The organism is Streptomyces sp. NPDC002958, from assembly GCF_055563255.1.
Genome location: NZ_JBVHDS010000007.1, coordinates 279,586 through 306,089, shown reverse-complemented (window position 1 = coordinate 306,089; position 26,504 = coordinate 279,586). Strand labels below are relative to the sequence as shown.

The following is a 26,504-nucleotide window of genomic DNA, read 5'->3' as shown; positions in this document are numbered from 1 at the left end:
AGAACCTTGGGGATTGCGTGCTCCCATGCGTGCCTGTCTCCTGCCTGTTTCACGCATCAGGCTATCGCCGCCGCCCCGGAGAAGCGTGTCGGCCCATCACCCGAACGACCCATGCGGCGCACTGCCCCCGCGCCGGCACGGTCGGCCGGGGCCATGCGTGGACGTGCTGGGGAGGTGGCCATGCCGGCCGCCGGCGCTCAGTCGCTGCCGGGCGGCGCCTGCCCGCTGTACCTGGCCTGTGCCAGCAGGGAGATGACCTCCTCGTCGGACGTCTGCGAGAAGTCCCGGTACCACTCGCCGACGGCGAAGAACAGACGAGGCGTGGACAGACACACCACCTCGTCCGCGCTCTCCCGCAGCCGGACGACGGCGTCCGGCGGCGCCACCGGTACGGCCGCCAGCAGGCGTGCCGGCCGCTGTGCGCGGACCACCCGGCAGGCGGCCTCGGCCGTGGCGCCGGTCGCGACGCCGTCGTCCACGACGATGACGGTCCGGCCTTCGAGCGGTGTCCGCGGCCTGCCCGCGCGGTATGTCTGCGCCCGGCGTACGAGCTCCGCCGCCTCGACCCGCTCGACGGCCGCGAGATCCTGCTTCCCGGCCCGGATGTGGCTGACGACGTCCTCATTGATGACCCGCACCCCGCCCTCGCCGATGGCGCCGAACGCCACCTCCTCGTGGTGCGGCACGCCGAGTTTGCGGACCACGATCACATCGAGCTGGGCGCCGAGCATCTGCGCCACCTGGAAGGCCACCGGGATTCCGCCGCGGGGCAGGCCCAGCACGACGGGGTTCTCCCGCTCCAGATGACGGAGCGCCTCGGCCAGCTGCTGTCCCGCGTCCACGCGGTCGGCGAACAGCACGGTGGTTCACCCCCAAATCAGGGGAGAGCAGGGACCACGTGGGTACGTAACCCAGCCGCTTCCCTACTTCGAAACAACCCCATGTGCGGCGGCCGTGCAACTCGGGCAGGGTCGGTTGCATGGAACGAATCGGAGCGGTCCTGATCGACATCGACGGAGTGCTCACGGTGTCCTGGAAGCCACTGCCCGGCACCGTGGCGGCCATGGAGCGGCTGCGCGGGACGGGTCTCCCGCTGGCCCTGGTCACCAACACCACCTCCCGCACCCGCGCCTCGATCGCCGAGAAGCTGGCCGGAGAGGGCTTTCCCGTCTCCGCCGACGACATCCTCACCGCCCCCGCCGTCACCGCCGCCCACCTGCGGGAGCACCATCCGGGAGCCCGCTGCCTGCTGATCAACACCGGCGACATCCGGGACGATCTGACGGGCGTGACACTCGTCGACGAGGACGGGTACGACGGCGAGGACGGGTACGACGACGAGGAAAAATCCGGTTCGGCTCCAGGCGAGGCGCCGGATGTCGTCGTCCTCGGCGGGGCCGGGGACGCCTTCACCTACGCGGCGCTCAATCGCGCCTTCCGCCATGTGCAGCGCGGTGCGCGGCTCGTCGCCATGCACCGGAACATGTACTGGCGCACGGCCGCCGGGCTCGACCTCGACACCGGAGCCTTCCTCCTGGGGCTGGAGCGGGCCGCCCGCGTCGAGGCGGAGATCACCGGCAAACCCGCGGGGTCGTTCTTCGCCGCAGCCCTGGCACACCTCGGCGCCACCGCGTCCCACGCCCTGATGGTCGGCGACGACATCGAGTCCGATGTTCTGGCGGCCCAGCGAGCCGGACTCACCGGCGTACTTGTCAGGACCGGCAAGTACCTCCCCGAGACGCTTCGGGCGGCCGACGGCACCCCGGACCATGTGATCGACTCCTTCGCCGATCTCCCCGCCCTGCTGGAGCTGCTGGGGGTGTGAGGTCCGGGGGACGGCCCGTGCGGTGACCCGGTTGTACAGTCCTGCTTCCTGACCGGTCAGGACACGGGGGACGTCCTGGGCACCTCGCCCTCGGTCGTGTTGACGTCGATCACGGAGAACGCCGCGCCCTGCGGGTCCGTCAGTGCGGCGAAACGGCCGAAGGGCATGGTCATCGGGCCGAACCGCACGATCGCGCCCAGCTCGGTCGCCTTCGCCACGGCCGCGTCGCAGTCCGCGACGGTGAAGTACACGTTCATGTGGGCCGGCACCTCGGGCGGGAATTCGTCGCCCATCTTCATCCGCCCCATGACCGTCTTGTCGCCGAGGTTGAACATCCTGAAGTCGATGGCGTCGTCCTCCATCTTCACCATGCTGTACGGGAAGAGGGCGGAGAAGAAGGCGTCCGACTTCTCGGGCTCCCGGGTGAAGACCTCGGCCCAGCAGAACGCACCGGGCACACCCTGGGCCTCGAAGCCCTCATGGGTGCCCGCCTGCCAGACGCCGAAGGTGACACCGCTGGGGTCGCGGGCCAGCAGCATCGTGCCGAACTCGCCGACCTGCATGGGGCCCATCAGCGTCTCGCCGCCGTTCTCACGGATCTTCGCGGCGGTGGCGGCGGCGTCCGGCGAGGCGAGATACAGACACCAGGCCGGCTGTCCCTCCTGGCCGGGCATCGGGGGCACGACGGCGGCGACCGCCTTGCCGTCGGCGTACGCCTGCGTGTAGTCGCCGAACTCGGACGAGGACTCGCCGAACGTCCAGCCCAACACATCACCGTAGAAGCTCTTCGCTCCCTCGATGTCGGGGAACATCGCGTCGGCCCAGCACGGCGTGCCCTCCGGTTGTACAGCCATGACTTCGACTCCTTCGTGTTCGGTGGCTTGTCCGGTGTTTCACGCTAGCCAGCCGACCGTCCGCCCGCGCGCTGGAAACGGAGCTGCCGACCCCGGTGGCGTACACCGTACGTACTTGTGCACCTGCCGGTCGGGGCCGAGCGGGGTGCCTACCGAGCCGATCGTCTGTCGGGCCGTCCGAAGTCCTGCGTCCAGTAGTTGCCGGGCTGTGCGAGTCCCACGCCGATTTCCTTGAACGAGCAGTTGAGGATGTTGCGTCTGTGGCCGGGGCTGCTCATCCAGCCCGCCATGACGCTCTCGGGGGTGGTGTAGCCGTGGGCGACGTTCTCGCCGTACGCGCTCCGGTCGTATCCGGCATCCGTGATCCGGTCGCCCGGGTCCGAGCCGTCGGAGCCGGTGTGGGACATGTTGCGGCGGGATGCCATGTCCGCGCTGTGCTTCCGGGCGGCCTTCGCGAGCCTTTTGTTCATCGTCAGCGGCGGGCAACCGGCCGCGCGGCGCACGCCGTTGACCAGCTCCAGCAGGCGGTCGGCCTTCTTCTCCTGAGGGCCGAAGGCGGCCGCGGCGGAGGGCACGTACGCGGTTTCCGCGGTCTTGGCGAATCCCATGGTTCCCACTGCTCCCAGAGCGACGACAGCAATGGCCATTCGTCGGTGAGACGGCTTCCCGCAGTGCTTCCTCATGTGTGTGACCTCACTCGATACTCGATAGTCGGTGTTCGCGTGGGAACGGCTTCAGGAGAGTGCAGAGGGAAGCTTCTGACTCGTGGACGCCCTGCACACGCCGGACTCCGCGCCCTTTCCCGCCTGGCACACCGCTTTGCCCGAAGAAGTCTTGGCGTTCATCCACACACAGTGATCAAAAACGTGACAAAAGTGGATCAATATGTCGCATCCCTGAAGCGGAAGGCTACCCCGTGACCGGAGCAACCTCCCTGAGCAACACATGTGCTGATCCGCTGCGGTGGTTGGGGGAGGAACGGGGGGAGAGAAAGGGAGAGGCCCCCGGAGGCCTCTGGGAAGAGGACTCCGGGGGCCCGGGGGAGCGAAGGCGGGGGCCCTCAGCCCTTCTTGGTCGGGGTCTGCTTGATGTCGTCGACGATGGCCCGCTCCATGATGGCGCTGGTGCCCAGCACGGTGCCGCGCTTGTGGAGGACATCATCCTGGACCTGAACGGCGCGGGTGCCCAGGAAGACATGGGTCTTCTTGTCGAAGATCCACTCTTCGCGCACACCGGCGTCCTGCCGGGCCACCGCAACCCCGTGCCGGCCCGCCGCGTCCACCGCGTCGTCCACCACCACGACCCCGGGGATCTTCGCGGCGGCCTTGAACAGGGCGGAGTAGAGCTCGGCCGGCGGGTAGCTCTCGGTGAGCAGGTCGCCGATGGTTGCGAAGGCCTGCTGGTCGGGGTTGCGGCCCTGGCCCTTGGTCTCCTTGTAGATCTTCTGCAGCAGCTTGTCGGGGTCGGTGGGCAGCTTGGTCAGGTAGTTGTACGACGGCCCGTTGATCGTGTCCTTCGGTTCGGCACCGTGCTCGTCGTAAAAGTCCAGCGTCTCGCCCCCGGGGATCTTGTTGGCGACCGGGTCGATCAGCCACCCCTTGGTGCCGTCGAGGGACTTCCAGACCTGACGCTTGTGCAGCGGGTGGAAGGTCACGCTGGGCTTGCCACCGTGGGTGACCCCCACGCCGCTGGTGGCCGTCTTCGACTCGATGTAGACGTACTGGCCCGCCTTCGGGTCGGGCACCTCGGCCGCCGCCAGCGAGATCTGGTCGAGCAACTGGGGCACGCCCTTGGTGGTGGCCCCGTCGACCGACGTGGTCAGGGCCGACCCGCCGGCCGCCTTTGTGCCCTCGCCGCCCGAGTTGAACATCGAGGCTCCCACGAGGACCGCCCCGGCCAGGGCGCATGCCATCGCGGGTGCGGCGAAGGCGCGCCGCGGCATCGTGAAGCGCCGCCCCTTCGGCTCGGCGGCGGTTGCCGTCGCGGTTCGTTCTTCCTGCTGGATCCGGGCCATCAGACGCTCCTTGTGGAACTGGTGACGGCCCGACGGCAGTTCGCGAGTCGTCAGCGGGAGCAGCTGTGCGCTCTCCTCCCACTCGACCGGACTCTGCCGGGACGGGTTCGCGTTCATCGGATTCCTTCCTGTGCGGGCCGGATCGCGGTTCTGCGATCGCCTCTTATCTGTCCGAGACCTGGCACGGGTTCCCGATTTCTTTTCACCGATCCGGTCGCGGCCGAGGCCAGTTCGGTGTCGGCGAGCTTGCGCAGCTTCGCGCGGGCCCGGGAGAGGCGGGAACGGACCGTGCCGACCGGGATTCCGAGCGCCTCGGCGGCAGCCGTGTACTCCAGGCCCTCCCACAGGCAGAGGGTGAGGACCTCGCGCTCCGGTCTTCGCAGCGCGGCCAGCGCGGTGAGTGCGGCGGCGAGGCGCCGCCGGTCGTCGACCCGGCCTGCGACCTCCTCGGCGTGGTCCGGCACCGCCATCTCGGCCCGGGCGGCGGCACCGGCCGCGGCCCGGTAGCGCCGGTTGCTCCGGGTCTGGTTGCGTGCGGTGTTGGTGGCGATGCCGAGCAGCCAGAGCCGCAACGAGCCGCCTTCGGGGTCGACCTTGTGGCGCAGTCGCCAGGCCTCCATGAACGTCGCGGCCATCACGTCCTCGGCCGTCGCCCAGTTGGCGGTCAGCCGGAACGCATGGTTGTAGACCGTGCGGGCGTAGCTGTCGTACAGCTCCGCGAACACGCTCGGATCCCCGGCCCGTACCCGGGTACGCATTGGTGTGCTCACCTCACCCACCTGTCCGGCACCCCGCCCCGGGTTCCTGTGGCCCGCATCACACGACAATCGCCGTACGGGCCGGAAGGCGGCCCGTACGGCGATCGGGGACAGAGAGGGCGACCGGGCGGATCGGGTGGTCCCGGGCCGGCCCGGTGACCCAGGGTGGGGGCGTGGTGCTGACGCTCCGGTACGGCGCTACCGCACCGGTACGGCTCCCGCCCCGGTTCTCTCCGGTTCCCGGTTCCGGTGGGTCGCGGCGGCGACGGCGGCCAGCAGCTCCGAGTCCAGGACGGACGGATCGGCCAGCCGGGTCGGCGCGGCGTACGAGTTGAGCAGCGCCTTCGTGACGCGCAGGGCTGCCTCCGGGCGGCGGACGATGGGCTTGGCCCACGCGGCGACCGCCCCGTCGAGGGCATCCTCCGGTACGACGCGTTGGAGGACCGACAGTTCGTACGCTTCCGCCGCGCCGAAGGGCCGTCCGGTCAGGATGAGTTCGCGCACTCGGGCAGCGCCGACCTCATGGATCAGCCGCGGCAGCATGCCGCCCCATGCGGTGGGCAGCCCGAGCGCCAACTCCGGCAGCCGGAAACCGGCGGTGTCGGCTCCGACGCGCAGATCGCAGGCGAGTGCCAGTGCCAGGCCCGCGCCGATCGCCTTGCCCTGGATCCTCGCGATGGTGACTGCCTGGCTGGTGGAGAGGGCCTCGCAGACACGGCGGCCCTTCTCGCCCGCGATCTGGATGCCCCGTCCGGTGGGGTCCTCGTCGAGCCAGTCGGCGAACTCGTTGCGGTCGCCGCCCAAGCAGAAGTTGTCGCCGGCCCCGCTGAGTACCAGGACCCGGACGTCGGGGTCCGGCACGGCAAGGACCGTCAGCAGATCGTCCAGCATCGCCTCGGTGACCGCGTTGCCGGTGGCGGGTTGGTTCAGTTCCACGCGCAGGACGTGGCCCTCGCGTTCGGTGCGCACCGTGCGCGGACGCCGGAGCGGGGACAGGTGGTCGAGGAGCGGGAGCTTCATATCGCCACGTCCATCGAGGTCACGCGTCGGAAGACCAGACGGGACGCGTAACTGGGTGGTGTCACGGTGCGCAGGGTGGGGAAACGTGTCAGGAGCTGGGTGAGCAGCGTACGTGCCTCAAGGCGGGCAAGGGCCGCGCCCAGGCAGTAGTGCACACCGCCTCCGAAGGTAAGGTGGGTTCCCTTGCGCTGGATGTCGAAGGCGTCCGGGTTCTCGTTGCGCCGAGGGTCGTGGTTGGCAGCCCCGTACATGACGTGGACCATGCTGTCCTTCGCGATCGGTACGCCCGCCAGGACGGTGTCGTCGGCGGCGATCCGGGTGTTGATGTGGATGGGCGGGTCGTACCGCAGGACCTCGTCGACGGCGGCGTCGATGTAGCCGGGGTGCTCCCTGAGCCACGCCCACCGGCCGGGCTCCTTCAGTAGCAGCGCCACCATGGTCGACAGCAGCGTCGCGGTGGTCTCCAGCGAAGCGATGGTGACGAACATGGTGAGACGGTAGAGGATCTCGTCCGCCGCCTCACGGTCGGGTTCCAGCGCGTCCCAGGTGTGTATCCAGCCGGTCAGGACATCGTTGCCGGGATTCGCGCGGCGCTGCTTCACCAGGTCGGTGAAGTACGCGCGTAGATGCACGGTCGCCTCGGCGGACACGGCCAGCTGGCTCTTGGTGGGCAGCAGCTCCTGGGCGTGCACCTGGTTGTGGGTGATCTGCAGGATGTGGGGGTAGTCCTCGGGCGGGATGCCCAGCCAGGAGCCGATGGTGCTGATCGGCAGCGGTTCGCTGACCGTGCTGACGAAGTCGGCCGCGCCCCAGCGCAGTTTGTCGGCCAGCTCGTCGAGCAGGCGGGTGACGTGCCCCTCGACCTGCGGGGTCAGCCGCTGGATGGTCGAACGGTCGAAGAGATTGCCGAGACTGCGGCGCTGGCAGGTGTGCTCGGGCGCATTGAGACGGGAGAGCGTCTTGGTCATCTCCTGGGTGGCGATCGCGTCCCAGCGCTCGGTGTCCGCCTGGCGCTCCTGCCAGGCGAAGTCCGGCGCCAGCCAGTTGCGACCGCGGAGCACCTCGCTGCACGCGTCGAAACCGGTGACGAAGTACGCGTCCCAGGGAGCGCGCACGACGTCCCCCATGGCTCTCAGCTCACCGAGAAGGGCATAGGGATCAGCCTGCCCTTCCGGTGATTTGAGACGTCGTAGGAGGGAGATGAGGGCACGACGGTCGACGGGCCTGTCTGTGCCACATATTGCGCTCACGCAGAGTTCCTTGCCCTTGGCTCATGGTTATGGCCAGAACCTACCCCTCCGCATATTTGCCATGCGTCGATCTCTGTTGTGCCTGTCACAGAGAAATGCCCCGCCGGCCCCTTGCCATCTGCCGATTTGTTCACAACTCCATTGGAAAAAGCGGTAGTTGCATGCACGGCAAAACGCCTGACTCTGCGTCAGTGAGTATCGTCATACGCGGAAGACGTCCAGGAAGGAGCTCCACCAGCCCTTCGTCTTCTTCGGCGGCTCCCCATGGTCGTACCGTGCGGTGGGAACCTCCTCGGGTGCGGAGATCCGGGACGAAACGGGCGACTGTGTCGCGGTCTTCGTGGCGTGGCGCGCCGCACTCGGGCTGAACCGGACCGGCAGGGACACCAGGGCACGGTGGAACGGTCCCGGCCGCCATTCGACTCCGGAGGCCGGGACGGCGAGGGTGAGGTCCGGCACGGTGTTGAGGACCTTCTCGATCGCGGTCAGGGCGATGAGCTGGGCGGGGGACTTCGCCGGGCAGACGTGCGGGCCGGCACCCCAGGCCAGATGGGCGCCCTTGCTCAGCGTCTGGCGGGCATCGGTGAGCGCGGGATCGCTGTTCGCCGCGGCGAAACTGATCAGTACAGGGGTGTCCGCCTTCAGCGTCACGCCGCCCAGGTCGACATCCTGGACCGGGTAGTGCGTCGCGTAGTTGGCGATCGGCGGGTTGTGCCACAGCACATCGTCGAGGGCGTCCTCGACCAGCATCCCCGTACCCCGCCGCTGCGAACCGCCGGCGTCGTCGGACAGCAGGAGGAGCAGCGCGTTGGCGATGAGATTGCGTTCCGGCTCGATGCCCGCGCCCATCAGCATGACGAGCTGGTCCTTGAGCTCCTCGTCCCGCAGGCCCGCCGGGTGTTGGATGAGCCAGGAGGTGATGTCCTCGCCGGGCTGCCGCCGCTTGAGCGCGACGAGCTCCATCAGGCACTCCGTCAGCTCGGCGTTGGCCCGCAGCACGTCCTCGCCGTCGAAGATGGCGGACATGCCACGGGTCAGCCGGTCACCGATGTCACCGGGGCAGCCGAAGAGCTGGTTGAACAGCAGCAGCGGCAGCAGCTTGGCGTAGTCGCCCAGCAGGTCGGCGGAGCCGCGTTCGATGAACTGGTCGATGAGGTAGTCGGCGATGCGCTCGACATCCCGGCTGAGCCGGGTGCTGTTGAGGCGGCTCAGGCTCTCGGTGACCGCCTTGCGCAGGCGCAGATGCTCGGTGCCGTCCGTGAACAGGCAGTTGGGCCGGTACGCCATCATGGGCAGCACCGGACTGTCGAGCGGAACGCGGCCCTCCCGCAGCGCCGCCCAGCGCCTTGAGTCACGGGCGAAGAACGAGGGGTTCTGCAGGACCCGGAGCGCGGCCTCGTGCTGCACGACCAGGGTTGCCTCCACCCCGGGGGCCAGCTCGATCGGAGCGGCGAGCCCGTGCGCCCGGAACTCGTCGTACACACGGTGCGGATCGGACGCGAACTCCGGCCCGTACAGCGACGTCTGCCGCTCACCGTGCATCGGGCACCCGGTGGGGGCGCTGTACGGGGTGGCTCCCGACTGAGAGTCCATGTGTGATTCCTCGATGTGATCGCGGACCTCGCAGGGCCCGGACGGTGGACGGAAAACGGGATCGGGCCACCCGTACCGACGGACGGCGACGGCGCGGAGGTCAGCCCACCCGTGCGAGCAGGTGCCGGACCAGGGTGATCAGGGCCTGCGCGGACGAGTTCTCGTCGCGGGCGTCGCAGTACACGATCGGGGTGTCCGGCAGCAGGTCGAGAGCCTCGCGCAACTCCTCCTCGGCGTGCCGGGAGTACGGGTCGAAGCTGTTGACCGCGACCGCGTACTCCAGCCCGTACGTCTCGACCAGGTCGATCACCGGGAAGGTGTCGGCGAGACGGGCCGGGTCGACGAGGAGCAGCGCGCCGAGCGAGCCCCGCGCCATGTCCTCCCACAGCTCGACGAAGCGCTGCTGGCCCGGCGTGCCGAACAGGTACAGCACCAGTTCGTCGCTCAGCGTCAGACGGCCGAAGTCCAGCGCTACCGTCGTCGTCACCTTGTCGGGCGCGCCCCGCAGATCGTCGATGTGGGCACTGGCCTGCGTCATCCTCTCCTCGGTGCGCAGCGGAGTGATCTCGGAGAGGGTGCCGATGAGCGTCGTCTTGCCCACGGCGAAGTGTCCGACGACGAGGATCTTCGCCGCACGCTGTACCGCGTCCGGCACATAGATGCTGTCAGCCGAACCGGACGTGGAGTCCATGCAACACCTCTTCGAGGATCTTCCTGTCAACGAGTTGAGCCGGCGGCGGCGCCTTGCGGCGCATCAGATGACCCTGATCAGCTAAATCGTTCAGCAGCAGCCGTGCCACTCCGACGGGCAGCCCCAGATGGCCCGCGACCTCCGCCACCGACAGATAGCCGCCGGAGCACAGCTCCCAGATCGCCCGGACCTCGGGGCTCGGGTTGGGGGGCAGTTGCCGGTCGGGTGCGATGGTGACCAGGGTGACGAGGGAGAGGTCCTCCGCGTCGGGCAGGCCGCGCCCGCCGGTGATGACGTAGGAGCGGACGAACCCGCTGTTGACTGCCTGCTCCTCGCCCGGCGTCGTCATACTTCGCTTCCTGCGCTCAGGCGGGGAGGCGTGGTCATCGCCTTCCCCAGTGCGGTGACCTGCTGCTGCATACGGAAGGACATGGCTTCCATGTCCACGTCGGCCGCGGCGGCCGCCGCCAGATAGGCACCGGTACCGGCGGCGATCAGGAAGATCCAGCCGTGCTCGTACTCGAGGAGCGTCTGGCGCCAGCGGCCGGGAGCCTGGGCTCCGATGAAGGGCGCGACGGCCCGGCTCAGCGACTGCATGGAACTCATCGCCGCCGCCACGGTCTCCGCGTCGTCCCGGCCGATCTCGCTGGAGTTGGCCAGCAGCAGGCCGTCGGCGGAGACGAGGATCGCGTGCCGTGCGCCGGGTACCTGGAGCACATCGTTGAGCACCCAGGACAGATCGGGGTTCACTGGAACTCGGGTCCTTCCATCGTCGTCGTGTCACGCCCGGACCGGGTTCCGCGCTGGAACGCGCCCAGGCGGGAAGCGGTCTCCTCGTTGCTGCGCACCGGCGTGGGGTCGGCCGACGGCACCACTGACACCGGGCTCTTGCGACGACGCTTGGGGAGGCCGCCGGGGGTGGTGAAGGACCCGGTGGGCTGCGGGGCGGGGGTCGGCTGCGCGGCCGGGGGGAACAACGGAGTCGGAGCCGGCGCGGGCACCTGGCGGCGGGGGAGCGCCGATACGCCCGCGTCCTGGCCGCCGGGGGCCGCAGGGGTGGCTGCCAGTGGCGCGGGCGCGTCTCCGGTGAGAAGTTCGTCGGGCAGGAGAACCACCGCGCGTACGCCTCCATAGGGTGATACGGAGTCCACCGAGACCTTGAACCCGTAGCGAGCGGCCAGTACGCCGGAGACGGCGAATCCGAACTGCGGGGGAATGCCGAGACTGGAGACGCTGATCGCGGCCTGAGGAGCGAGGAGAGCCGCCGCGCGGTCCTTCTCCTCCTGACCCATGCCGAGGCCCGCGTCGTCGACGATGAGGCAGACGCCCTTCGGGACGGCCTGGATGTTGATCTCCACCGGAGCGCTGGGGGCCGAGTAGTTGGTGGCGTTGGCCAGCAGCTCGGCGAGGACCACCGCCACTGGCTCCACGGCCTTGCTGACGACCGAGAAGTTGACCTGTCCGTTGACCCGGACCCGGTCGAACTGCCGGATACGGCCCTGGGCGCTGCGGGCCACGTCGAAGACGGAGGCGACGGTCTCCCTGCGCCCGAGCCAGCCGCCGCACAGCACGGCGATGCCCTGCGCCCGGCGCCCGAACTGGCTGTTGGCGTGGTCGATGGCCATCAGGTCGGCGAGCATGTTGGGGTCGTCGCCGTACTTCTTCTGGGCGTTCTCGATGACCACCTGCTGCTCGTCCGCAAGCCCCTGAAGGGTGCGCACGGCCGCCTTGAGGACGGCCTTGGTCTCCTCCTCGGCGTCCTTGCGGACCTCGGCCATTTCGGCGGCCTGCCGGTGCAGCAGACCGGTGTGGGTGACGTGGAGCTCGTCCCGCTGCCGTTGCAGCGCGTCGCGCTCGCCCCGGAGTTCGGCGGTCTGTCTACGCAGACCGATGTTGGTCTTGCGAGCACGCAGGACGGCACCCACAGCGACCAGTGCTACGACAACCAGTGCCCAGAAGAGAGGGCCCTGTGCAAATGTCATGAGACTCACTTCAAGTGCCATGGCTAGGGAAACGGCTTGACGCTCCCTCATGGGCCGCACAGGTCGGACTCATCGAGTCACTGCTTGTGCCACGCAGGGAAGGCCCCTCCGAAAGTGGGGCCGAGGAATTCATCCCTCCCGGAATGCCCCCATACGCCATCAGCCCACTGGAAGTAAGATGATCTTAGCATCGGGTGCTCGGGTAAATGTCAAGGCCGACACGCCAGTTGCACTCTTGATGCGGAATGTTCACATTCAGGGGCGGAATTGCGTGACGATCGCTCAGGTGTGTCGGGCGCCGCGGGTGCTCAGTTCCGTGCGGGGCGCCGCGGAGCTCGGAGACAGTGGTAACTCGTTCGCTGGGTCCACGAGGGCGCGTACGGGCGGCGACCGGACAGGGCGACAGGCATGCACGCCGTGATCTCGACCGACCTCCTCCACCGCCACCTCGGCCTGGCTCTCGATCGACCTCCTCCACCGCCACCTCGGCCTGGCTCTCGATCGACCTCCTCCACCGCCACCTCGACCTGGCTCTTGACGGCCTCACCACCGAGGCCACGACCACCCCGACGCCGGGCACCCTGTCCTTCGCCGCCCGCATCACCGCTGCCGACCCGCCCGACCGCCACGGACTGACCACCCCGCGGCAAGCGGCGTCCCAGGCGCCGGACTGACCACCCCGCGGCAAGCGGCGTCCCCGGCGCCGGACAGCTCCCGGCACAGGTGTCACGGCGCGCCCGCCCCTCCCGGGACCTCGGGTCACGTGCCTGCGGGAGCGGGCTCTCGTCACTGTCGGCGACAGCACGCGAAAACCAGGATGGAGATCAGCCAAGGGGAAGCGCCCCGGGGCACGAACCCCGGCCTCACAGGGCCGGCCCGATGACACAGGAGATCTCATGAACCTTTCGCAGAACACCGCGCAGCCGACCGAGGCCCAGCCCAAGGCCGGCCTGACCCTGTCCCGCAAGGCCGCCCTCGGCGTCGCCGCGGCCGCGGTCATCGGCGGCTCGATGTTCGCCCCGAGCGCCTTCGCCGCGTCGGACTCCGCGCCCAGCCACTCCGTCGAGGCGGGCTGCGGGGACTGCTACCCGGACGTCATCTGATCCCGGCAGTCATCCGACTCCGGAAGTCGTCCGGCCCCGGCAGCCAGCCGGCCCCGGCAGTGACCTGACCTGGCAGGTAGCCGGCCCCGGCAGCCACCCGACGCCGGCAGCCAGCCGGCTCCGGCAGTGGCCTGACCCGGCAGCCACCCGACACCGGCAGCCGCCCGACACCGGCAGCCGCCCGACACCGGCAGCCGCCCGACGCCGGCAGCCAGCCGGCCCGGCAGTGACCTGACCCGGCAGTCATCCGGCCCCGGAGCCGTCCGACTCCCGTAGTCCCCTTCGGATCCGACCCCCGACAGCGCCCTGACGGGGCCCGCCGGCCACCCACCCGGCCGGCGGGCCCCGCAGCCGGAGCGTGAGCAACGCGAGCAAGGAGAGTGAGCCGTGAACTGGCTCGAACGCTGTGTTTCCGACGCGGAACGGTTCCTCCGTACGCAGTGGCGCCAAGGGCCCGTCGTGCTGCGGCCGGACGATCCGCCCACCGAAATCCTCACCCCCGCCGACCTCGACGACCTCATCGACTCGGGCGCCCTGAGAGTGCCCTACGCCGGACTGTTCACGATGGCGGGCGCCGTGCCGGAAGCGGCCTTCTGCCCGGCCCGCGTGGTGGCCGGGCGGTATATCGAAGGCTGGCTCGACCCGGAGCGCGTACGGACGCTGATCGGGAGGAGCGGGCCACCCTGCAACTGCGCTACGTCAACCACTGGTACCCGCCGGTCCGGCAACTCACCGCCGGTCTTGCCGAGCAACTCGGGCGGCTGGCCGAGGCGTTCTGCTTCTACTCGCAGCCCGGACGCTTCGGCGCCGTACACCGCGACGACGGCGACATCCTCGTGCTCCAGCTCAGCGGCGCCAAGCACTGGCAGGTGTTCGGTGGCCCCACCGACGCGGACTGGCAGCCCGTGCGGGAGGACGACCCCGGCCCGGTCCTGCTCGACACCGTCGTACGGCCCGGCGAGGTCCTGTACGTCCCGAACGGCTACGCCCACACCGCGCAGGCCACCGAGGACGGCCCCTCGCTGCACCTCACGATCGCGCTGCGCGAGGCCGGCGCCGGGCACCTGCGCGCGGAGCTGCAGTCCCTGCTCGCCTCCGGCCTCGTCCTGCCCGCCCGCCCTCTCGACGACGCGGATCTGACCGGGACGGCCGCCGCCCTCCTCGACCACTTCAGCGACAGGCTCGACAGCGCGAGCGCCGAGTCCCTCGTGCGCAGCGCCCGCCTGCACGCGTACAGCAGCCGCCCCACGGCCTGACCGGCCGGAGCACCCGACGGAGAGTGAGACCAACGATGGACTGGCTGAAGCGATGTGTCCGGGACGAGCAGGATTTCTTCGCCATGCACTGGCGCCGCGCACCGGCCGTGCTGCGACCCGACGACCCCCCGGTGGACCTCCTGGACACCACCGAACTGGACGGCCTGCTCGACGCCGGGCTGCTCAAGGTGCCCTACATCGGGCTTGTTCACGAGGACAGCCACGTACCCGCCGAGCGGTTCTGCACGCCCCGGGTGGTGCTCGGTGAGGTGGTCGAGGACTACGCGGACGCGGAACTCGTGCGCCGGCTGGTCGACGACGAGCGGGCCACCGTACTGCTTCGATACGTGGACCAGTGGCACCAGGGTGTACGGGCGCTCACCACGGGCCTTGCCGAGCAACTCGGCCGCCAGGTCGAGGCGTTCTGCTTCCGCACCCCTGCGGGCTCCCAGGGCCGCCCGCTCCACCGCGACGACGCCGATGTCCTCGCGATCCAGATCAGCGGGGAGAAGCGCTGGCGCGTCCACGCCGGACCGGCCGACGGCAACTGGGAACCGGCCAGGGAGGACGGCGACCCGGGCGAGGTACTGCTGGAGACCGTCCTGCGACCCGGTGAGGTCCTGTACGTACCGAGGGGGTTCGCGCACCACGCGGACGCCGTGGGCGACACTCCGTCCGTCCACCTCTCGCTGACCGTACGCGAGGCGGGCACCGCGAACCTGTACGCCCTGCTGCAGGCGCTCCTCGCCGACGGAGCCGCGATCCCCGGCCGGCCGCTCGACGACGAGGCGCTCACCGATGCCGCCGAGGCCCTGATCGGCCACACCCGCCGCACCCTGGCGACCCTGACCCCCGAGGCACTGGTGGCCCACGCGCGCGCCGCCATGCGCGCGGCGATGCCGGCCGCCGCGTGACCGGTCCGACGGGTGCCGGTCCCTGAACCGCCGCGCAACCCGAAGCACCCAGCCCCCGAAGTCCTGCGCTCGGGGGCCTTTGCGCAGTCCTGACGCGACAAGATCTGTTCTGCCCGCCCCTTCTGCCTATCCTTGCCCGGGGCATCCGATGCGCCGGTCGGCACCACCCGTCACACGGCGACGAGGGGGGTACGTGGAAGGGCAGGAGCAGGTACGTACCGGGCCGTTCGAGGCGGCCCGGGGGCTGGGCGAGAACGACCTCGCCGTGTACGGCTGGGTCCTCGAACACCGTACGGGCGATCCGGAGGCCGTATCCGAGGCCACCGGGATCGGCCCCGAGGAGGCCGCACTGAGCCTGGAACGGCTGCGGCGGGCGCTGTTGTCGCACCACGGGCCGGCCTCGCCGCAGCCCACGACCCCCCTTTCACGGCGGCGCGAGCCATCCCGATCACGTCCCCGGCGTCGTAACAGGTGATGCTGCTCATGTAGATGCCACCGTGGTCGGCGCTCTTGCCTGCCGTGGTGTCGTGGTACAGGAAGGGGCTCGCCTCCACGTCGGAGAGGGAGTGACCTGAGGGCCAGGTCACGTGGAAGCTGACGCTGGGCAGTTTCTCCTCGGTGGTGCCCACGACGATGGGCTTGCCCGAATTCACGACCATCTTCGACACCGTGATTCCGGTGTCGGTGGCTTCCGCGGCCGGTGCGCCGAGGGCGAGGTCTGGAACTGTGTGCCCGACGGTCGGCTCCCGGACCGAGGAGTTCCGCCGGTGCCGAAGGAAGCTCTGCCGGCCGACCTGGTGTATTTGCTGATCCACCGGGTCGGTCTGGCAGAGAAGACGGTCGCCGAGCTGGCCAAAAAAGAAGCTGTGGCCCGGCTTCACCGGTACTGGACGGAGGAACCTGAGCGATCGAGGGGGGCGACGGGTAACCGCGCGGCCCTTGCCGAGGCGGGCCGATGCGCACTCCGGCGGAGCGGTGGAGCGGGGTGGATGAGGCCGGACTCGAGACCTGTCACCTCGCAGGTCGGTGTGGCTGTTGTGCGAGCGCCTCGATGGTTCCAACCACCGTGATCAACCGCCTGTGGCCGCCCGTATTCCTCGTTCGGGTGCGTACCTCGTGCAGGCTTCAGCCCTGATGCCCAGGATTGACCTCGCGATCTGTTTCCTCGTGGAGGTGGAAGAACATGCCGACCTACGTTGCGTTGCTGAACTGGACCGATCAAGGGATCCGAAACTACAAGGACACGGCGGAGCGCGCCGAGGCCTTCGGCGCAGCAACACAGAAGCTCGGGGCGAAGCTGCTGAATATCTACTGGACCGTCGGTCCATACGACCTCGTGGTCGTCGTCGAGGCGCCCGACGACGAAACCGCCACCGCAGTATTCCTACAGCTCGGTGGGGTGGGCAACGTCCGTACGACGACTCTGCGGGCCTTCGGCCAACAAGAGATGGATCGCATCATCGGCAAGGCCGCTGGCTGACGTCCCCGCCGGGGGCTTCAGGTGGGCCCGACTCCGAGTTCGCGGCCGCGGTAGAAGCCTTCCCGCTCCTCGACGATGTAAGGGGCCATGGCCTCACGCCGCTGCGCCTCGGTCGCGGAGGCCCGCCAGGAGTCGCACGCTTCCTTGGTGTCCCAGAACGACACCCCGGTGATCTCCTGCCCGTCCTCGGACCAGTACGCATAGGCGCGGCGCAGCGCCCGCGGGTACGGGTCCGGGCGCCAGGCCCTCTCGAACTCCTCCAACGCGCCCGGCTTGATGCGGCGTGTCGTCACCCAGACAAAGTGCTCCACCATCGCGGCCTCCTCCGGAACGCCGGTTCGACTTGATGGTGCCTTCTGCAGCCATCGTAGGTTTGTGGCACCGCTTCCGCCCCTGCTACGGGGCAGTGCGGTCGCCCCAGGCCGCTGAGCGGGCCTGAGTGCGACGGGGCAGGGGCTGACGAGCCGGGCGATCTCGTCGGGCGGGGTGAAGATCTCGACCGCCGCGTCCGACGTCCACCCCAGCTTTGGCGGTCTGTCGGCGTTCTACCAGGCGCCGGAGGCGGACCAGTTGTTCGCGACACGGCCGAGGCCATGGCGCCGGTCATCGCGTCCGCCCAGGACGCGATGAGGCCGCACCGACCGAACCGGGGGTCGATGGCCCGACGCTTCATCCACCAGCTTCCTCCGTACCGGAGGTTTCCACGACTAGCCTCCACAGCATGCTGCGTATCGCCGACGCCCGCACCGGCCGCCTGGTGGAGATTCCTTCCGCGCACCGCCACCCCCTGCGCATCTGCGTCCATCTGCCGTTGATCGACAACGGGATCGGCGCGGTGCACCTGCGCGTGCTGCTGCTCGGCCACACCTATCGCACGCCCGTCATGGTCACCGGCGCCGCGCTAGCCGAGGCCCGGCGGGCACTGCGGCGCCGGCGGCAACCGGTGGCCGACTGGGCGCAGGAGCCATCGAGGCCGATCCCTGCCGACCTGCTGCGGCGGGCTCGTGCCGCGCTCGCCGACAACTTCGGCGTCCCCGCGGTCCTGGACATGTTGCGCGGAGTGGAGAGGGACGCGGACGTGTCGGCCGGTGCCGAGTTCGATACGTTCGCCCGTCTCGCCCGTCTCGCCCGTCTCGCCCGTGTCCTCGGGCTGGGCCTCGCGCGCGAGGTCGGCCACCAGCAGCAGGTGACACCATGACCTCGGGCAGCCTCCGACGCCTGGTCGTGCTGCGGCACGCCAAATCCGCCTGGCCCGACGACGTGGCCGACCACGAGCGGCCTCTCGCCCCGCGCGGCCGTCGTGACGCCCCGGCGGCCGGCCGCTGGCTGCGCGAGGCCGACTGCGTTCCCGACCTCGTCGTGTGCTCCACCGCCAGCCGTACCCGCCAGACATGGGACCTCGTCTCGGACGAGCTCGAAGCCATCACGCCGGTAACTCACGACGCACGCCTCTACCAGGCGAGTGCCGGGGAGTTGCTCGGCGTCGTACGGGACGTCCCGGCGCGGGTACGGACGCTGATGCTGATCGGGCACAATCCCGGAGTGCAGGACCTGGTCCTGATGCTCGCCGGTGAGGCGGAGTGCTACGCCCTGGAGCGGACGCGTACGAAGTTCCCGACGTCCGCGATCGCCGTGCTGTGCCTGTCCGGCCCCTGGTCGGACCTGGAACCGGGTGCTGCCCGGCTGACAAACATGGTCGTGCCCCGTGGCTCGAAGCCATGACGGGACGGCGCCGACACCAAGCCGTGCCCGGTGTGCACGAGTGGCCGCCAGAGCGCTGCAGACCTCGGAGCTCTGCAGCTAGGTGGGACTCGCCTCGCTGGCGGCCGGACTCGTACTTTCCTTGGCCTGGCCTACTGCGAGAGATTCTGAGAGCGACAATTGTGGGTGGGTGCCGTGTTGGTCGGTTCACGGAGTCAGGTCGCGAGGTCCTGCCCGGTGGACCGGGTGCCGAGTCGGCGGGAGACGACGATGAACGGCTCGGTCCGTGTCGGACAAGTTGTCGGGGTACCACTGCGGATGCACTGGAGCGTGCCGCTGCTGGTGGTCCTGTTCGCGTACGGGCTTGGCCGCCAGACCCTCCCCGCATGGACTCCAGGGCGCTCGGATGCGGTCTACACCTTCGCCAGTGCCGTGGGGGCCGTGTTGCTCATGGGCAGCCTCCTGCTCCACGAGACGGCACACGCCGCGACTGCCCGCAGGAAGAAGATCGCGGTACAGGATGTGACGCTTTGGGCGCTGGGCGGGATGACCCGGATGGGGCGACCGCCGACGGCCGCGGTGGCTTTCGCAGTGGCGATCAGCGGGCCGCTCACCAGCCTGGCCATCGGAGGCGCCGCGCTCGGAGCGGGAATCGGGCTGCACGCGATGTCCGGCTGGGCGGTGCCCGCCGCCGTTCTGGTGTGGCTCGGCTGGGCGAACCTGTTCCTGGGCGCATTCAACCTCCTTCCCGCTGCGCCGCTCGACGGCGGAAGGGTGGTGCAGGCGCTGTTGTGGTGGCTTACCGGAGACCGGGAACGTGCGGATCGGGCGGCCTCCCGAAGCGGTCAGGTCATGGGCGTGCTGCTGATGGCCTTCGGCTGGATCTCCTTCCTGCGCGGGGCGCCGGGCGGGCTGTGGCTCGTCCTCGTCGGTCTCTTCATCACGTTCGTCGCCGGCACCGAACGGCAGCACGCCGTGATCCACACAGCACTGCGGGGCATCAAGGTCGCCGATGCCATGTCCAGCCCGGTGACCACCGGCGCCGACTGGCTGACCATCCGCCATTTCATCGACGAGGTGGCAGCGAACTCCCGCCATTCCACCGTGCCGCTGCTCGATTTCGAAGGCCGTCCCAGCGGGATCGTATCGATACGCAAGCTTGCCCGGATACCGGGAGCGCGCCGGGAGGCGCTGCGCGTGCGCGAGGTGGCGATCCCGCTGGCACAGTGCGCGGTGGCCGCCCCGAGTGATCTTCTGAGTGAGGCTCTCGACAAGCTACGCCCGGGTACTGGCATGCGCATTCTCGTCGTGGACGGGGGCCATCTGGTGGGGATCGTCACCGCGAAGGACATTTCACGGCTGGTCCAGCGGCGCACACTGGAAGGCCAAGGGCCCAACTGAGCCCGAGTCCCGCAGCGTCGACCCGGCTCCGCCCCCGCCCTCCGGACACCTCCGCAGGCCCCGACCAGAGCATCAGGGGCGCGGTTGGTGGGGTGCTTCGCACCCTGACGGACCGCTGTTTACGGCTCCGAAGGGCACGGACGGGGCACGAGGACGGCGGATATGGCGTCGTGTGCACCTGGCAGTTGTGAGCGGTGAGTAAGGAGGCGGGCGAGGTCGCGGTTGTCGAAGGTCGCCGGGTTGCCATTCGACCAGGGCCGCTCACATTTCACTTGGCGGCTGACTTGGTTCCGAAAACCCCGCCGAAGCAGTGAGTCACCTCTTGGACCTCACCGTATTTCTCTACGGGGGTTGCGTTTCGTCGGCGATTCGAGAGGATTTGTCTGCTGTTCTGTTGGAAGAAATTACTCGGAGGGTTGACTGTACTATCGGGAGCGCGGAGGTGTGGTTAAAGAGACTGGCTGTTCGTTTTCATGATATAGTCCTAATGAATTTACAGGACGCCACGAAAAAAGGGGAATGGCGTGAATACCGAGAAGGTTACGGCTCGACGTCTTACGGCCGGAGAGGTTTCGGAATTGGGCCTCCAGGACGACATCTTCGTCTCGGCAGAGATGGATGGCCTTCCTCTCGACTGCTACGCCCCGGCTTTTCTTACGAAGCCGGGTAAGAATTTCGAGGGAGGGTCCTTCATCGCGAGGACGATCTTCGGTGAGGAAATTCATGTTCTCCCGGACAATCTCGAAGAGCGCGGGATCTGGATTGCCGACAAGGCGGGGGAAGAAATCGAGGTTCTCCAGAGTGCCGGCGTCCTTCTGAACCTCGCCCTCTTCGTGCCCGACGGGAAGAAGGAATCCCTGGAGTCGCTCTACTCCGCCGCACGGGACGCGTTCGGCGCGGGGATCGTTCAGCGCTGGAGCGAGGACACCGTCGCGGTGCCGGACGTCAAGGTCGACCTGTACGAGGAGCCGGCCCGGGGGCGGAAGAACACGAACAGCCAAAACCGCGACCGCCGTGCCCTGGACATCTACCCGACCCGAGTGCGGTTCCTGGAGCCCAGCGATGGCTGGAGGTTCATTGTCGAACCGCACAAGGAGATCGTCGATGAAACACCGACGATCTGACCTGATGGCAGGTTAGCCTCAGGGCAAGCCTCGATTTTTCGCGGGAGCCCGTCAGCTTGCTGACGGGCTCTTCTTCGTTTGTTGGGGCGTGTGGGGCAGGCCGCTGGCCCGATTGTCGCGTTGGGTGGGCGCCGGGGTCCATGGTCCCGGGGATGGTTCAGGCCCGTCGGGGACAGGTGGATCTGCTGATCAACCGGGGTTCGGGAGGGCGTCGAGTTGCTCGATCGCGCTGGTGATGACATCGGTCCAGTCCCAGTGGTGGGTGAATCGCAGGTGCCGACGGCGGGCGGTGGTGATCAGCTGGGGGGCGGCTGAGAAGAGGCGGAGTCGCAGACCGCGGGGTTCCCGGAGCCGACGGGGAGCCGAGGTGCGGCTGTTCCTCGGGCTTCTGTGTTTGTCGCCGGTCCCCTGCGGATTCGTCTGCGATCGGTAACAGAGGGATCTTGTGCGGGCGTTCGTATGTCTTCATGGGCGCACGGCATCGGTGGAGACAGCAAAGGGGCGGGCGGACATGGCAAGGCATAAGGGAAGGGGATGGCACGGCCGGCTTCTCGCGGCGGCTCTCGGGGTGACAGCGGTGGCCGCTGCCACCTCGGTGTGGACAGCGCAGGCCGACCCCGTCGGAGGGCGGCAGCCGCAAGCGCGTGTCTCAGCGCCGGACGCCCGGCCCCAGGACCGGACCGTGGCCAAGGTGGCGGCGGACATCGCGCACGCGTCGGACCGCGGCGCCCGGGGTGTCAACATCACCATCGACGACGGACCGGACCCGGTCTGGACGCCGCAGGTGCTGCAACTGCTGAAGGACAGCGGTGTGAAGGCTACGTTCTGCATGGTGGGCACGCAGGCTCAGATGTACCCGGACCTGGTCAAGGCGGTCGTGGCGGCCGGGCACCGGCTGTGCGACCACGCGGTCTCGCACGACACCAGCATGGACACCAAGTCCGAGGCCTACCAGTCCCAGCAGATCCTGGATGCCGAACGCATGATCACCAAGGCGTCCGGAGGCGTCCGGCCCCAGTATTACCGGGCCCCGGGAGGTGCTTTCACCCCGTACAGCCGACAGCTCGCCGCGTCCCGGGGAATGCGGCCGCTGGGCTGGAACGTCGACTCCAGGGACTTCGAGCGTCCCGGCACGGACACCATGGTCGCCACCGTCAAGAGTGAGATCTCCAACGGGCCGACCGTCCTCTTCCACGACGCGGGAGGGGATCGCTCCCAGACCTTGGCCGCTCTGCGCGAGATCCTGCCCTGGCTGAAGCAGCAGGGGTACTCCTTCGGCTTCCCCGTGCGGTGAGTGAGGCTCGCCGCGGTACACGGCGCAGCGTTCGGGTGCCCGCCGTTGCAATGCTTCTCCGCCCGCCCGCCAGCCCGGCCGGATCGTCATGGGTCAGAGAAGAAAGCATCGCGTCAGATCCCGGCCGTCTGTGAGATCGGAGTACGGACTTCCGCGGCGAGGACCTACGCAGACTGGCGCGCCATGGCCGCGACCACCCGGCTCGGCAGCCAGGCCGGCCCCAGCAGCGCACCGGCCGAGTCCAGAACCGTCGCCATGGGGGTGGACGACGCTCCGGGCAGCGCGCGTAGTACCTCGGGTGCAGTCGGGCGGGCGGTGGAGTGTTCCCCGCGGCTTCCCCTGGCGTGCGTCTCGAACGGGCACGCCAGGGGCACGGTGTCGCCTAGCCGACCGAAGTTGCCACGGTGGTGAGCGGTGACCGCGGCATGCTTCCGACAGGCCTTACGCTCGCCGTGAGCAGGTTCGTTACGTGTTGGGTGGCGTGGGCATCTGCGTGAAGGTGCACGGGACCGTGAGCGGGAGCGTTGAGGTGCACACGCCCTGCCATACCTCTCCTGTTGAAGTCAGCACGGTGACCAGGAGGCGGGCATCGAATACCGACAGCGTGGCGTCGAATACGTTGGTCGGGCCACCTACCGGCTGCCAGAAGACGTTGCCCGGTCCCGCAACAGGGGTTGGCGGGTTCGGACCAGCCTCATTGACGGACAGGACGCGCACCTCCCCGCTGCAAACCACCGAGACGTACTTGGTGTTGCCTTGAACTGCTGAGTCGATGTCGTTGCAGCCCGTTGGCGGCGGCGGCGGCGGCTTCGGCTTCTTGCACTTGCCCAGGCTCCCCATGCCATACGGGTCGCACTTGGGGTCGTTGGCGGACGTGACGCTCTCGTGGGTGGTGGTGTGTGCGATGGCCGCGGTGGGGGTGACCAGTCCGATCGCCGCCAGCAGCGCGACTGAGGTGAGCCCGCCAATCTTCTTGCGCTTGCCTCGCAGCAGGGTCGCGAACGGCGTAGGTGTCCTGCGCTCAGGACTCATGTGTGCTCCTTGTTTCAAGCGTTTCGGATGTCTCCTGCATCCGCTTGTGAGCTTGAACTGCACACACTGGATCAATTGGAATTTCCGTGCGCAACACGCCCATCTATCAACGAGACGGACTAGTGACCTACGGGCTCAGCGTTCACGCGTGGCGTACCGGCGTCCTTTCGCCGTAGGCCACCACTTTCCCCGGCTTCCATCCCGTCCGCCTTCGGCCCACACACCGTGGAGCGGGCGTGGTTCAGGGCGTCAAGGTGGAGCGCGCCACTGTATGAACGATGAAGGTCCAGTTCTTTGACCTGGGCCTTCATTGAAGAGCGGGTGACGAGAATCGAACTCGCGCTCTGAGTTTGGGAATCACGGATCAGCCCCCGGTCCATGGCTTCTGAGCAGGGAGTATGGCAGTCCTGAGCGTAGTCGCGGCACTTGCTCTCTGACCAGGACTGACCGCTCTTTACCCGGCGTTCTGGTGCTCATCTGGTGCTGAGCCTGCGGGGGCTTGCTCGCGTCCGAGCGCACCGGCCCGACGCGGCACCACCTCGTACTACTGGATGACCGCCGTGATGACGGACAGTACGGAGACCTTGACCCCCAGCGACGGGCTGTCACCGCTGCGGTAACCGGCTGAGTCTCGTACAACCAATCGACGCTCTTGTCGGTCCTGTTCGGCGACGTCTGATCGACATCTGTCGCCGAACAGGACTGAAGGACTTGATGAACCCAGCCAGACGCACCGCCGCCACCGCCTTGGTTCTGGCCACGGCAGGCGGAGTGCTCCACGCCACGGCCGTACCCGCCTCCGCGGTGGTGAGCTGCACCTCCCCCGTCTTCAAACGGCAGTTCTTTGCGAACACGACGTTCTCGGGCACGCCCAAGAAGACGGACTGCGACTCAGCGATCGACCAGAACTGGGGCACGGGCGCACCCGCCTCTGGCGTACCGTCCAACAATTTCGGTGTGCGCTGGTCGGTGACGCGCGACTTCGGCTCCGGCGGCCCCTTCACGTTCACGGCGTCCGCCCAGGACGGCATACGGGTCTACCTCGACGGTGTCCGCAAGATCGACCTGTGGAAGAACGTCTCCACCACCGTCAAGAAGACGGTCAACGTGACGATCCCCAGCGGCAAGCACACGATCCGCGTCGACTTCGTCAACTGGACGGGCACCGCGAACGTCAAGTTCGCCTACACGCCGCGCACCTCCGTCGACGTTGACAAGGTCAAGCCGCTCACCCCGACGGGCGCGGTCGTCTCCTACAACACCGCCACTGGTGCGGCCAAGTTCACCTGGTCCAGGAGCAGGGAGATGGACCTCGCGAACTACCGGGTCTACCGGCGGCTGAAAGGCTCGTCGTACGGCAGCAAGCCGCTCGCGACGACCACCGCCACGTCGTACACCGACAGCACCCTGCTGAAAACCGGCGCGGCTTATTACTACGAGGTGCGGGCCGTCGACAAGGCGGGCAACGTCTCCGGCGGCAGCGCCGACCAGCTCGTCACCACAGTGGACAAGACGCCGCCCGCCGCGCCGTTCGTCGAGTGGGACGCGTGCCCGCACGACCAGCCCTACGCGGCCCCGCAGCTGGTCACCACCGCGGAGAACGCCGCCGACATCGCCTGGTACGAGATGCAGCGGCTCGACGCCGCCACGAACCGCTGGAGCACCGTCTACTCCGGCGCCAAGGGCGCGGTCTGCGACGCCGGCTATCCGGCCGACGGCAGCAAGGTCACCTACCGGGGCCGGGCCCGGGACGCCGCCGGGAACTGGTCGGCGTACTCGGCCGCCACGACGTTCACCACCCCCGACCTGACCCCGCCGGCCGCCGTCACGCAGCTCCGCGTCGAGTATCGGTCGGGCGTTCCGCATCTGGTGTGGTCACCCGTCACCGGGGCCGCCTCGTACCAGGTCCTCCAGTACGACCCGGCGACCGGCGACTATGGCGACGCCCGGCCCGAGAACAGCACCACCACGCAGACCGACGTGGTGCCGCGCCAGGTGGCCGCCGTCGCCGACAGCTACCGGTACGCGGTGCGCGCGGTGGACGCCAAGGGCAACGCCGCCGCGCCGGTGGAGATCACGCTGAAGATGGCCGACCGGCCGGAAGCGATCCCGGCGTTCAAGACCACCGCCCACAGGTTCGATGAGGGCGTGATGGTCGAGTGGAGCAGCGTCGACCCGTGGACCGTCGACGAAGGGCCCCTTCCCACGTACAAGATTGTCCGCACCGACACCGTGACCGGCGAGACCAGCATCGTGGACAAGTGCAAGCCGTTCACCCCGTGGGACGAGCCGCTGGAGGACCCGGACACGTACTGGACCTGGGCGGACGACAACGCCCCCTGGTCCGCCCGCAAGCAGGTCAACGGCACCTGCTGGGACGTTCAGGGCAAGTCGGAGACGGCGTACGAGTACCGAGTCGTGACGACCGACCTGTACGGGCATGTCTCGCAGCCCGGCCCGGCCGCCACGGAGACCACCCCGGACACCGAGCGTCCCGCCCCGGTGCAGAACCTGACTGCGGAACGCGTCCCGCTCGGCGTCCGGCTGACCTGGACGCCGCCCGCCGACGCCGATGTCACCGGCTACCACGTGTGGCAGGGCATCACCGACCCGGACAGCGGCGAGACGGTCTGGAAGGAGAACTGCTGGACCGGCAGCTCTCTGGCCAGGACCGAGATCCTCTGTCCGACAGTCCCCGACGGCGCCACCCACGTCTACAAGGTGGCCGCCACGGACGGCCGGCTTCTGCACGACGACGAGCCACTCGACGTCCTCCACCCCGCCGAGGTCTCGGTCATCCTGCCCGACAACCGACCGCCGGGCTGGACGGAGACCGAGGTCCGTCAGGACCAGTACCCGGAGCTGTATGTCGGCTGCTCCGAGAGCTCCGGCCTCGGGGACTGCTCCCGGTTCGCGAGCTACCGCGTGGAGCGCTGGGACCCCGCCACGGCCGCCTACGTCACCCTGGCCGAGGGCACGATGGGTGACGCCGCGTTCTACATGGACACCGCGGTGCACGAGGACCGGCTCGGCCTGTACTACTACCGCGTCGTACGCCTGGACGCCTCGGGCGCCGAGGCCGTGACCCGATCGACGGCGTACGGCATCTGGGGCTCCTGGCTCTGACCGGAGGTGAGACATGAGGAGGGGCCCGGAGAATTCTCCGGGCCCCTCCTCATACGCCCCTGAGCGTCAGTCCGATTGCTGCTTCC

26 protein-coding genes and 2 pseudogenes are annotated in these 26,504 nt (G+C 68.8%); 12 read left to right on the top strand and 16 right to left on the bottom strand.

Features of this window, described 5'->3' with window-relative positions:
* Window positions 1-233: 233 nt before the first annotated feature.
* A pseudogene (locus ACZ3IC_RS16035) lies at window positions 234-860 on the bottom strand (phosphoribosyltransferase); the annotation flags it as partial.
* Between the two features lie 119 nt (window positions 861-979).
* On the opposite strand from ACZ3IC_RS16035, the gene ACZ3IC_RS16030 reads away from it, so the two are divergent.
* Complete coding sequence (locus tag ACZ3IC_RS16030; RefSeq protein ID WP_467416602.1) at window positions 980-1,825, top strand: HAD-IIA family hydrolase; 846 nt, start codon at window positions 980-982, stop codon at window positions 1,823-1,825.
* Between the two features lie 56 nt (window positions 1,826-1,881).
* On the opposite strand, the gene ACZ3IC_RS16025 is transcribed toward ACZ3IC_RS16030, so the two are convergent.
* The 11 genes from ACZ3IC_RS16025 to ACZ3IC_RS15975 form a co-directional block, all read right to left on the bottom strand.
* Window positions 1,882-2,679 (bottom strand): VOC family protein, encoded by a 798-nt coding sequence (locus ACZ3IC_RS16025; protein WP_467416600.1) that lies wholly within the window; start codon window positions 2,677-2,679, stop codon window positions 1,882-1,884.
* Between the two features lie 149 nt (window positions 2,680-2,828).
* A complete protein-coding gene (locus ACZ3IC_RS16020; RefSeq protein ID WP_467416598.1) occupies window positions 2,829-3,287 on the bottom strand; it encodes a CAP domain-containing protein in 459 nt (152 codons plus the stop codon).
* A 452-nt stretch (window positions 3,288-3,739) separates the two neighbouring features.
* On the bottom strand, window positions 3,740-4,810 hold the full coding sequence (locus ACZ3IC_RS16015; protein WP_467416595.1) for a CU044_5270 family protein: 1,071 nt from the start codon (window positions 4,808-4,810) through the stop codon (window positions 3,740-3,742).
* Window positions 4,807-5,463, bottom strand: a complete 657-nt coding sequence (locus tag ACZ3IC_RS16010) for an RNA polymerase sigma factor (protein ID WP_467416593.1) — start codon at window positions 5,461-5,463, stop codon at window positions 4,807-4,809. The genes ACZ3IC_RS16015 and ACZ3IC_RS16010 overlap by 4 nt, the downstream gene beginning before the upstream one ends.
* 186 nt (window positions 5,464-5,649) lie before the next feature.
* Window positions 5,650-6,471 carry an enoyl-CoA hydratase/isomerase family protein gene (locus ACZ3IC_RS16005; protein WP_467416590.1) on the bottom strand — a complete coding sequence of 274 codons (822 nt, stop codon included), beginning with the start codon at window positions 6,469-6,471 and terminating at the stop codon, window positions 5,650-5,652.
* Window positions 6,468-7,598 (bottom strand): cytochrome P450, encoded by a 1,131-nt coding sequence (locus tag ACZ3IC_RS16000; protein ID WP_467416588.1) that lies wholly within the window; start codon window positions 7,596-7,598, stop codon window positions 6,468-6,470. Before ACZ3IC_RS16000 ends, ACZ3IC_RS16005 begins: the two co-directional genes overlap by 4 nt.
* A gap of 324 nt (window positions 7,599-7,922) precedes the next feature.
* Window positions 7,923-9,314, bottom strand: coding sequence for a cytochrome P450 family protein (locus ACZ3IC_RS15995; RefSeq protein WP_467416587.1), 1,392 nt, complete (start codon window positions 9,312-9,314; stop codon window positions 7,923-7,925).
* Between the two features lie 100 nt (window positions 9,315-9,414).
* Entirely contained in the window at window positions 9,415-10,005 is a 591-nt protein-coding gene (locus ACZ3IC_RS15990) for a GTP-binding protein (RefSeq protein WP_467416584.1), read from the bottom strand.
* A complete protein-coding gene (locus ACZ3IC_RS15985; protein WP_467416583.1) occupies window positions 9,980-10,354 on the bottom strand; it encodes a DUF742 domain-containing protein in 375 nt (124 codons plus the stop codon). Before ACZ3IC_RS15985 ends, ACZ3IC_RS15990 begins: the two co-directional genes overlap by 26 nt.
* A complete protein-coding gene (locus tag ACZ3IC_RS15980) occupies window positions 10,351-10,755 on the bottom strand; it encodes a roadblock/LC7 domain-containing protein (protein ID WP_467416581.1) in 405 nt (134 codons plus the stop codon). The genes ACZ3IC_RS15985 and ACZ3IC_RS15980 overlap by 4 nt, the downstream gene beginning before the upstream one ends.
* A complete protein-coding gene (locus ACZ3IC_RS15975; protein ID WP_467416579.1) occupies window positions 10,752-11,987 on the bottom strand; it encodes an ATP-binding protein in 1,236 nt (411 codons plus the stop codon). Before ACZ3IC_RS15975 ends, ACZ3IC_RS15980 begins: the two co-directional genes overlap by 4 nt.
* A gap of 896 nt (window positions 11,988-12,883) precedes the next feature.
* Here ACZ3IC_RS15975 and ACZ3IC_RS15970 point away from each other — a divergent pair.
* Window positions 12,884-13,090, top strand: coding sequence for a hypothetical protein (locus ACZ3IC_RS15970; RefSeq protein ID WP_467416577.1), 207 nt, complete (start codon window positions 12,884-12,886; stop codon window positions 13,088-13,090).
* Window positions 13,091-13,635: 545 nt separating this feature from the next.
* Here ACZ3IC_RS15970 and ACZ3IC_RS15965 read toward each other — a convergent pair.
* Entirely contained in the window at window positions 13,636-13,953 is a 318-nt protein-coding gene (locus ACZ3IC_RS15965; protein ID WP_467416575.1) for a hypothetical protein, read from the bottom strand.
* Here ACZ3IC_RS15965 and ACZ3IC_RS15960 point away from each other — a divergent pair.
* The 4 genes from ACZ3IC_RS15960 (at window position 13,927) to ACZ3IC_RS15945 (ending at window position 16,740) form a co-directional block, all read left to right on the top strand.
* Entirely contained in the window at window positions 13,927-14,346 is a 420-nt protein-coding gene (locus ACZ3IC_RS15960) for a JmjC domain-containing protein (RefSeq protein WP_467416573.1), read from the top strand. The two genes, ACZ3IC_RS15965 and ACZ3IC_RS15960, sit on opposite strands and share 27 nt — an antisense overlap.
* A gap of 35 nt (window positions 14,347-14,381) precedes the next feature.
* Entirely contained in the window at window positions 14,382-15,260 is an 879-nt protein-coding gene (locus tag ACZ3IC_RS15955) for a JmjC domain-containing protein (protein ID WP_467416571.1), read from the top strand.
* 193 nt (window positions 15,261-15,453) lie between these two features.
* Window positions 15,454-15,735 (top strand): hypothetical protein, encoded by a 282-nt coding sequence (locus tag ACZ3IC_RS15950; protein ID WP_467416570.1) that lies wholly within the window; start codon window positions 15,454-15,456, stop codon window positions 15,733-15,735.
* A 708-nt stretch (window positions 15,736-16,443) separates the two neighbouring features.
* The gene (locus tag ACZ3IC_RS15945; RefSeq protein WP_467416567.1) at window positions 16,444-16,740 is read left to right on the top strand and encodes a GYD domain-containing protein; all 297 of its coding nucleotides are present in this window, start codon (window positions 16,444-16,446) and stop codon (window positions 16,738-16,740) included.
* Window positions 16,741-16,757: 17 nt separating this feature from the next.
* Here ACZ3IC_RS15945 and ACZ3IC_RS15940 read toward each other — a convergent pair whose 3' ends face one another.
* Entirely contained in the window at window positions 16,758-17,054 is a 297-nt protein-coding gene (locus ACZ3IC_RS15940; RefSeq protein WP_467416565.1) for a hypothetical protein, read from the bottom strand.
* A 407-nt stretch (window positions 17,055-17,461) separates the two neighbouring features.
* Between ACZ3IC_RS15940 and ACZ3IC_RS15935 the strand changes: the two genes are divergently transcribed.
* The 4 genes from ACZ3IC_RS15935 to ACZ3IC_RS15920 all read left to right on the top strand — a co-directional run bounded on the left by ACZ3IC_RS15935 (window position 17,462) and on the right by ACZ3IC_RS15920 (window position 20,966).
* The gene (locus ACZ3IC_RS15935; RefSeq protein WP_467416562.1) at window positions 17,462-17,938 is read left to right on the top strand and encodes a hypothetical protein; all 477 of its coding nucleotides are present in this window, start codon (window positions 17,462-17,464) and stop codon (window positions 17,936-17,938) included.
* Entirely contained in the window at window positions 17,935-18,462 is a 528-nt protein-coding gene (locus ACZ3IC_RS15930; RefSeq protein ID WP_467416560.1) for a SixA phosphatase family protein, read from the top strand. The genes ACZ3IC_RS15935 and ACZ3IC_RS15930 overlap by 4 nt, the downstream gene beginning before the upstream one ends.
* A gap of 249 nt (window positions 18,463-18,711) precedes the next feature.
* Window positions 18,712-19,842 carry a site-2 protease family protein gene (locus ACZ3IC_RS15925; protein WP_467416559.1) on the top strand — a complete coding sequence of 377 codons (1,131 nt, stop codon included), beginning with the start codon at window positions 18,712-18,714 and terminating at the stop codon, window positions 19,840-19,842.
* Between the two features lie 524 nt (window positions 19,843-20,366).
* On the top strand, window positions 20,367-20,966 hold the full coding sequence (locus ACZ3IC_RS15920) for a hypothetical protein (protein ID WP_467416558.1): 600 nt from the start codon (window positions 20,367-20,369) through the stop codon (window positions 20,964-20,966).
* Window positions 20,967-21,155: 189 nt separating this feature from the next.
* Here the strand turns inward: ACZ3IC_RS15920 and ACZ3IC_RS15915 are convergent.
* A pseudogene (locus ACZ3IC_RS15915) lies at window positions 21,156-21,320 on the bottom strand (IS1380 family transposase); the annotation flags it as partial.
* A 157-nt stretch (window positions 21,321-21,477) separates the two neighbouring features.
* On the opposite strand from ACZ3IC_RS15915, the gene ACZ3IC_RS15910 reads away from it, so the two are divergent.
* Window positions 21,478-22,260, top strand: coding sequence for a polysaccharide deacetylase family protein (locus ACZ3IC_RS15910; protein ID WP_467416556.1), 783 nt, complete (start codon window positions 21,478-21,480; stop codon window positions 22,258-22,260).
* Between the two features lie 465 nt (window positions 22,261-22,725).
* Here ACZ3IC_RS15910 and ACZ3IC_RS15905 read toward each other — a convergent pair whose 3' ends face one another.
* Window positions 22,726-23,292, bottom strand: a complete 567-nt coding sequence (locus ACZ3IC_RS15905; protein ID WP_467416555.1) for a hypothetical protein — start codon at window positions 23,290-23,292, stop codon at window positions 22,726-22,728.
* A 714-nt stretch (window positions 23,293-24,006) separates the two neighbouring features.
* Here ACZ3IC_RS15905 and ACZ3IC_RS15900 point away from each other — a divergent pair.
* Window positions 24,007-26,418 (top strand): PA14 domain-containing protein, encoded by a 2,412-nt coding sequence (locus tag ACZ3IC_RS15900; protein WP_467416551.1) that lies wholly within the window; start codon window positions 24,007-24,009, stop codon window positions 26,416-26,418.
* Window positions 26,419-26,504: the final 86 nt, after the last annotated feature.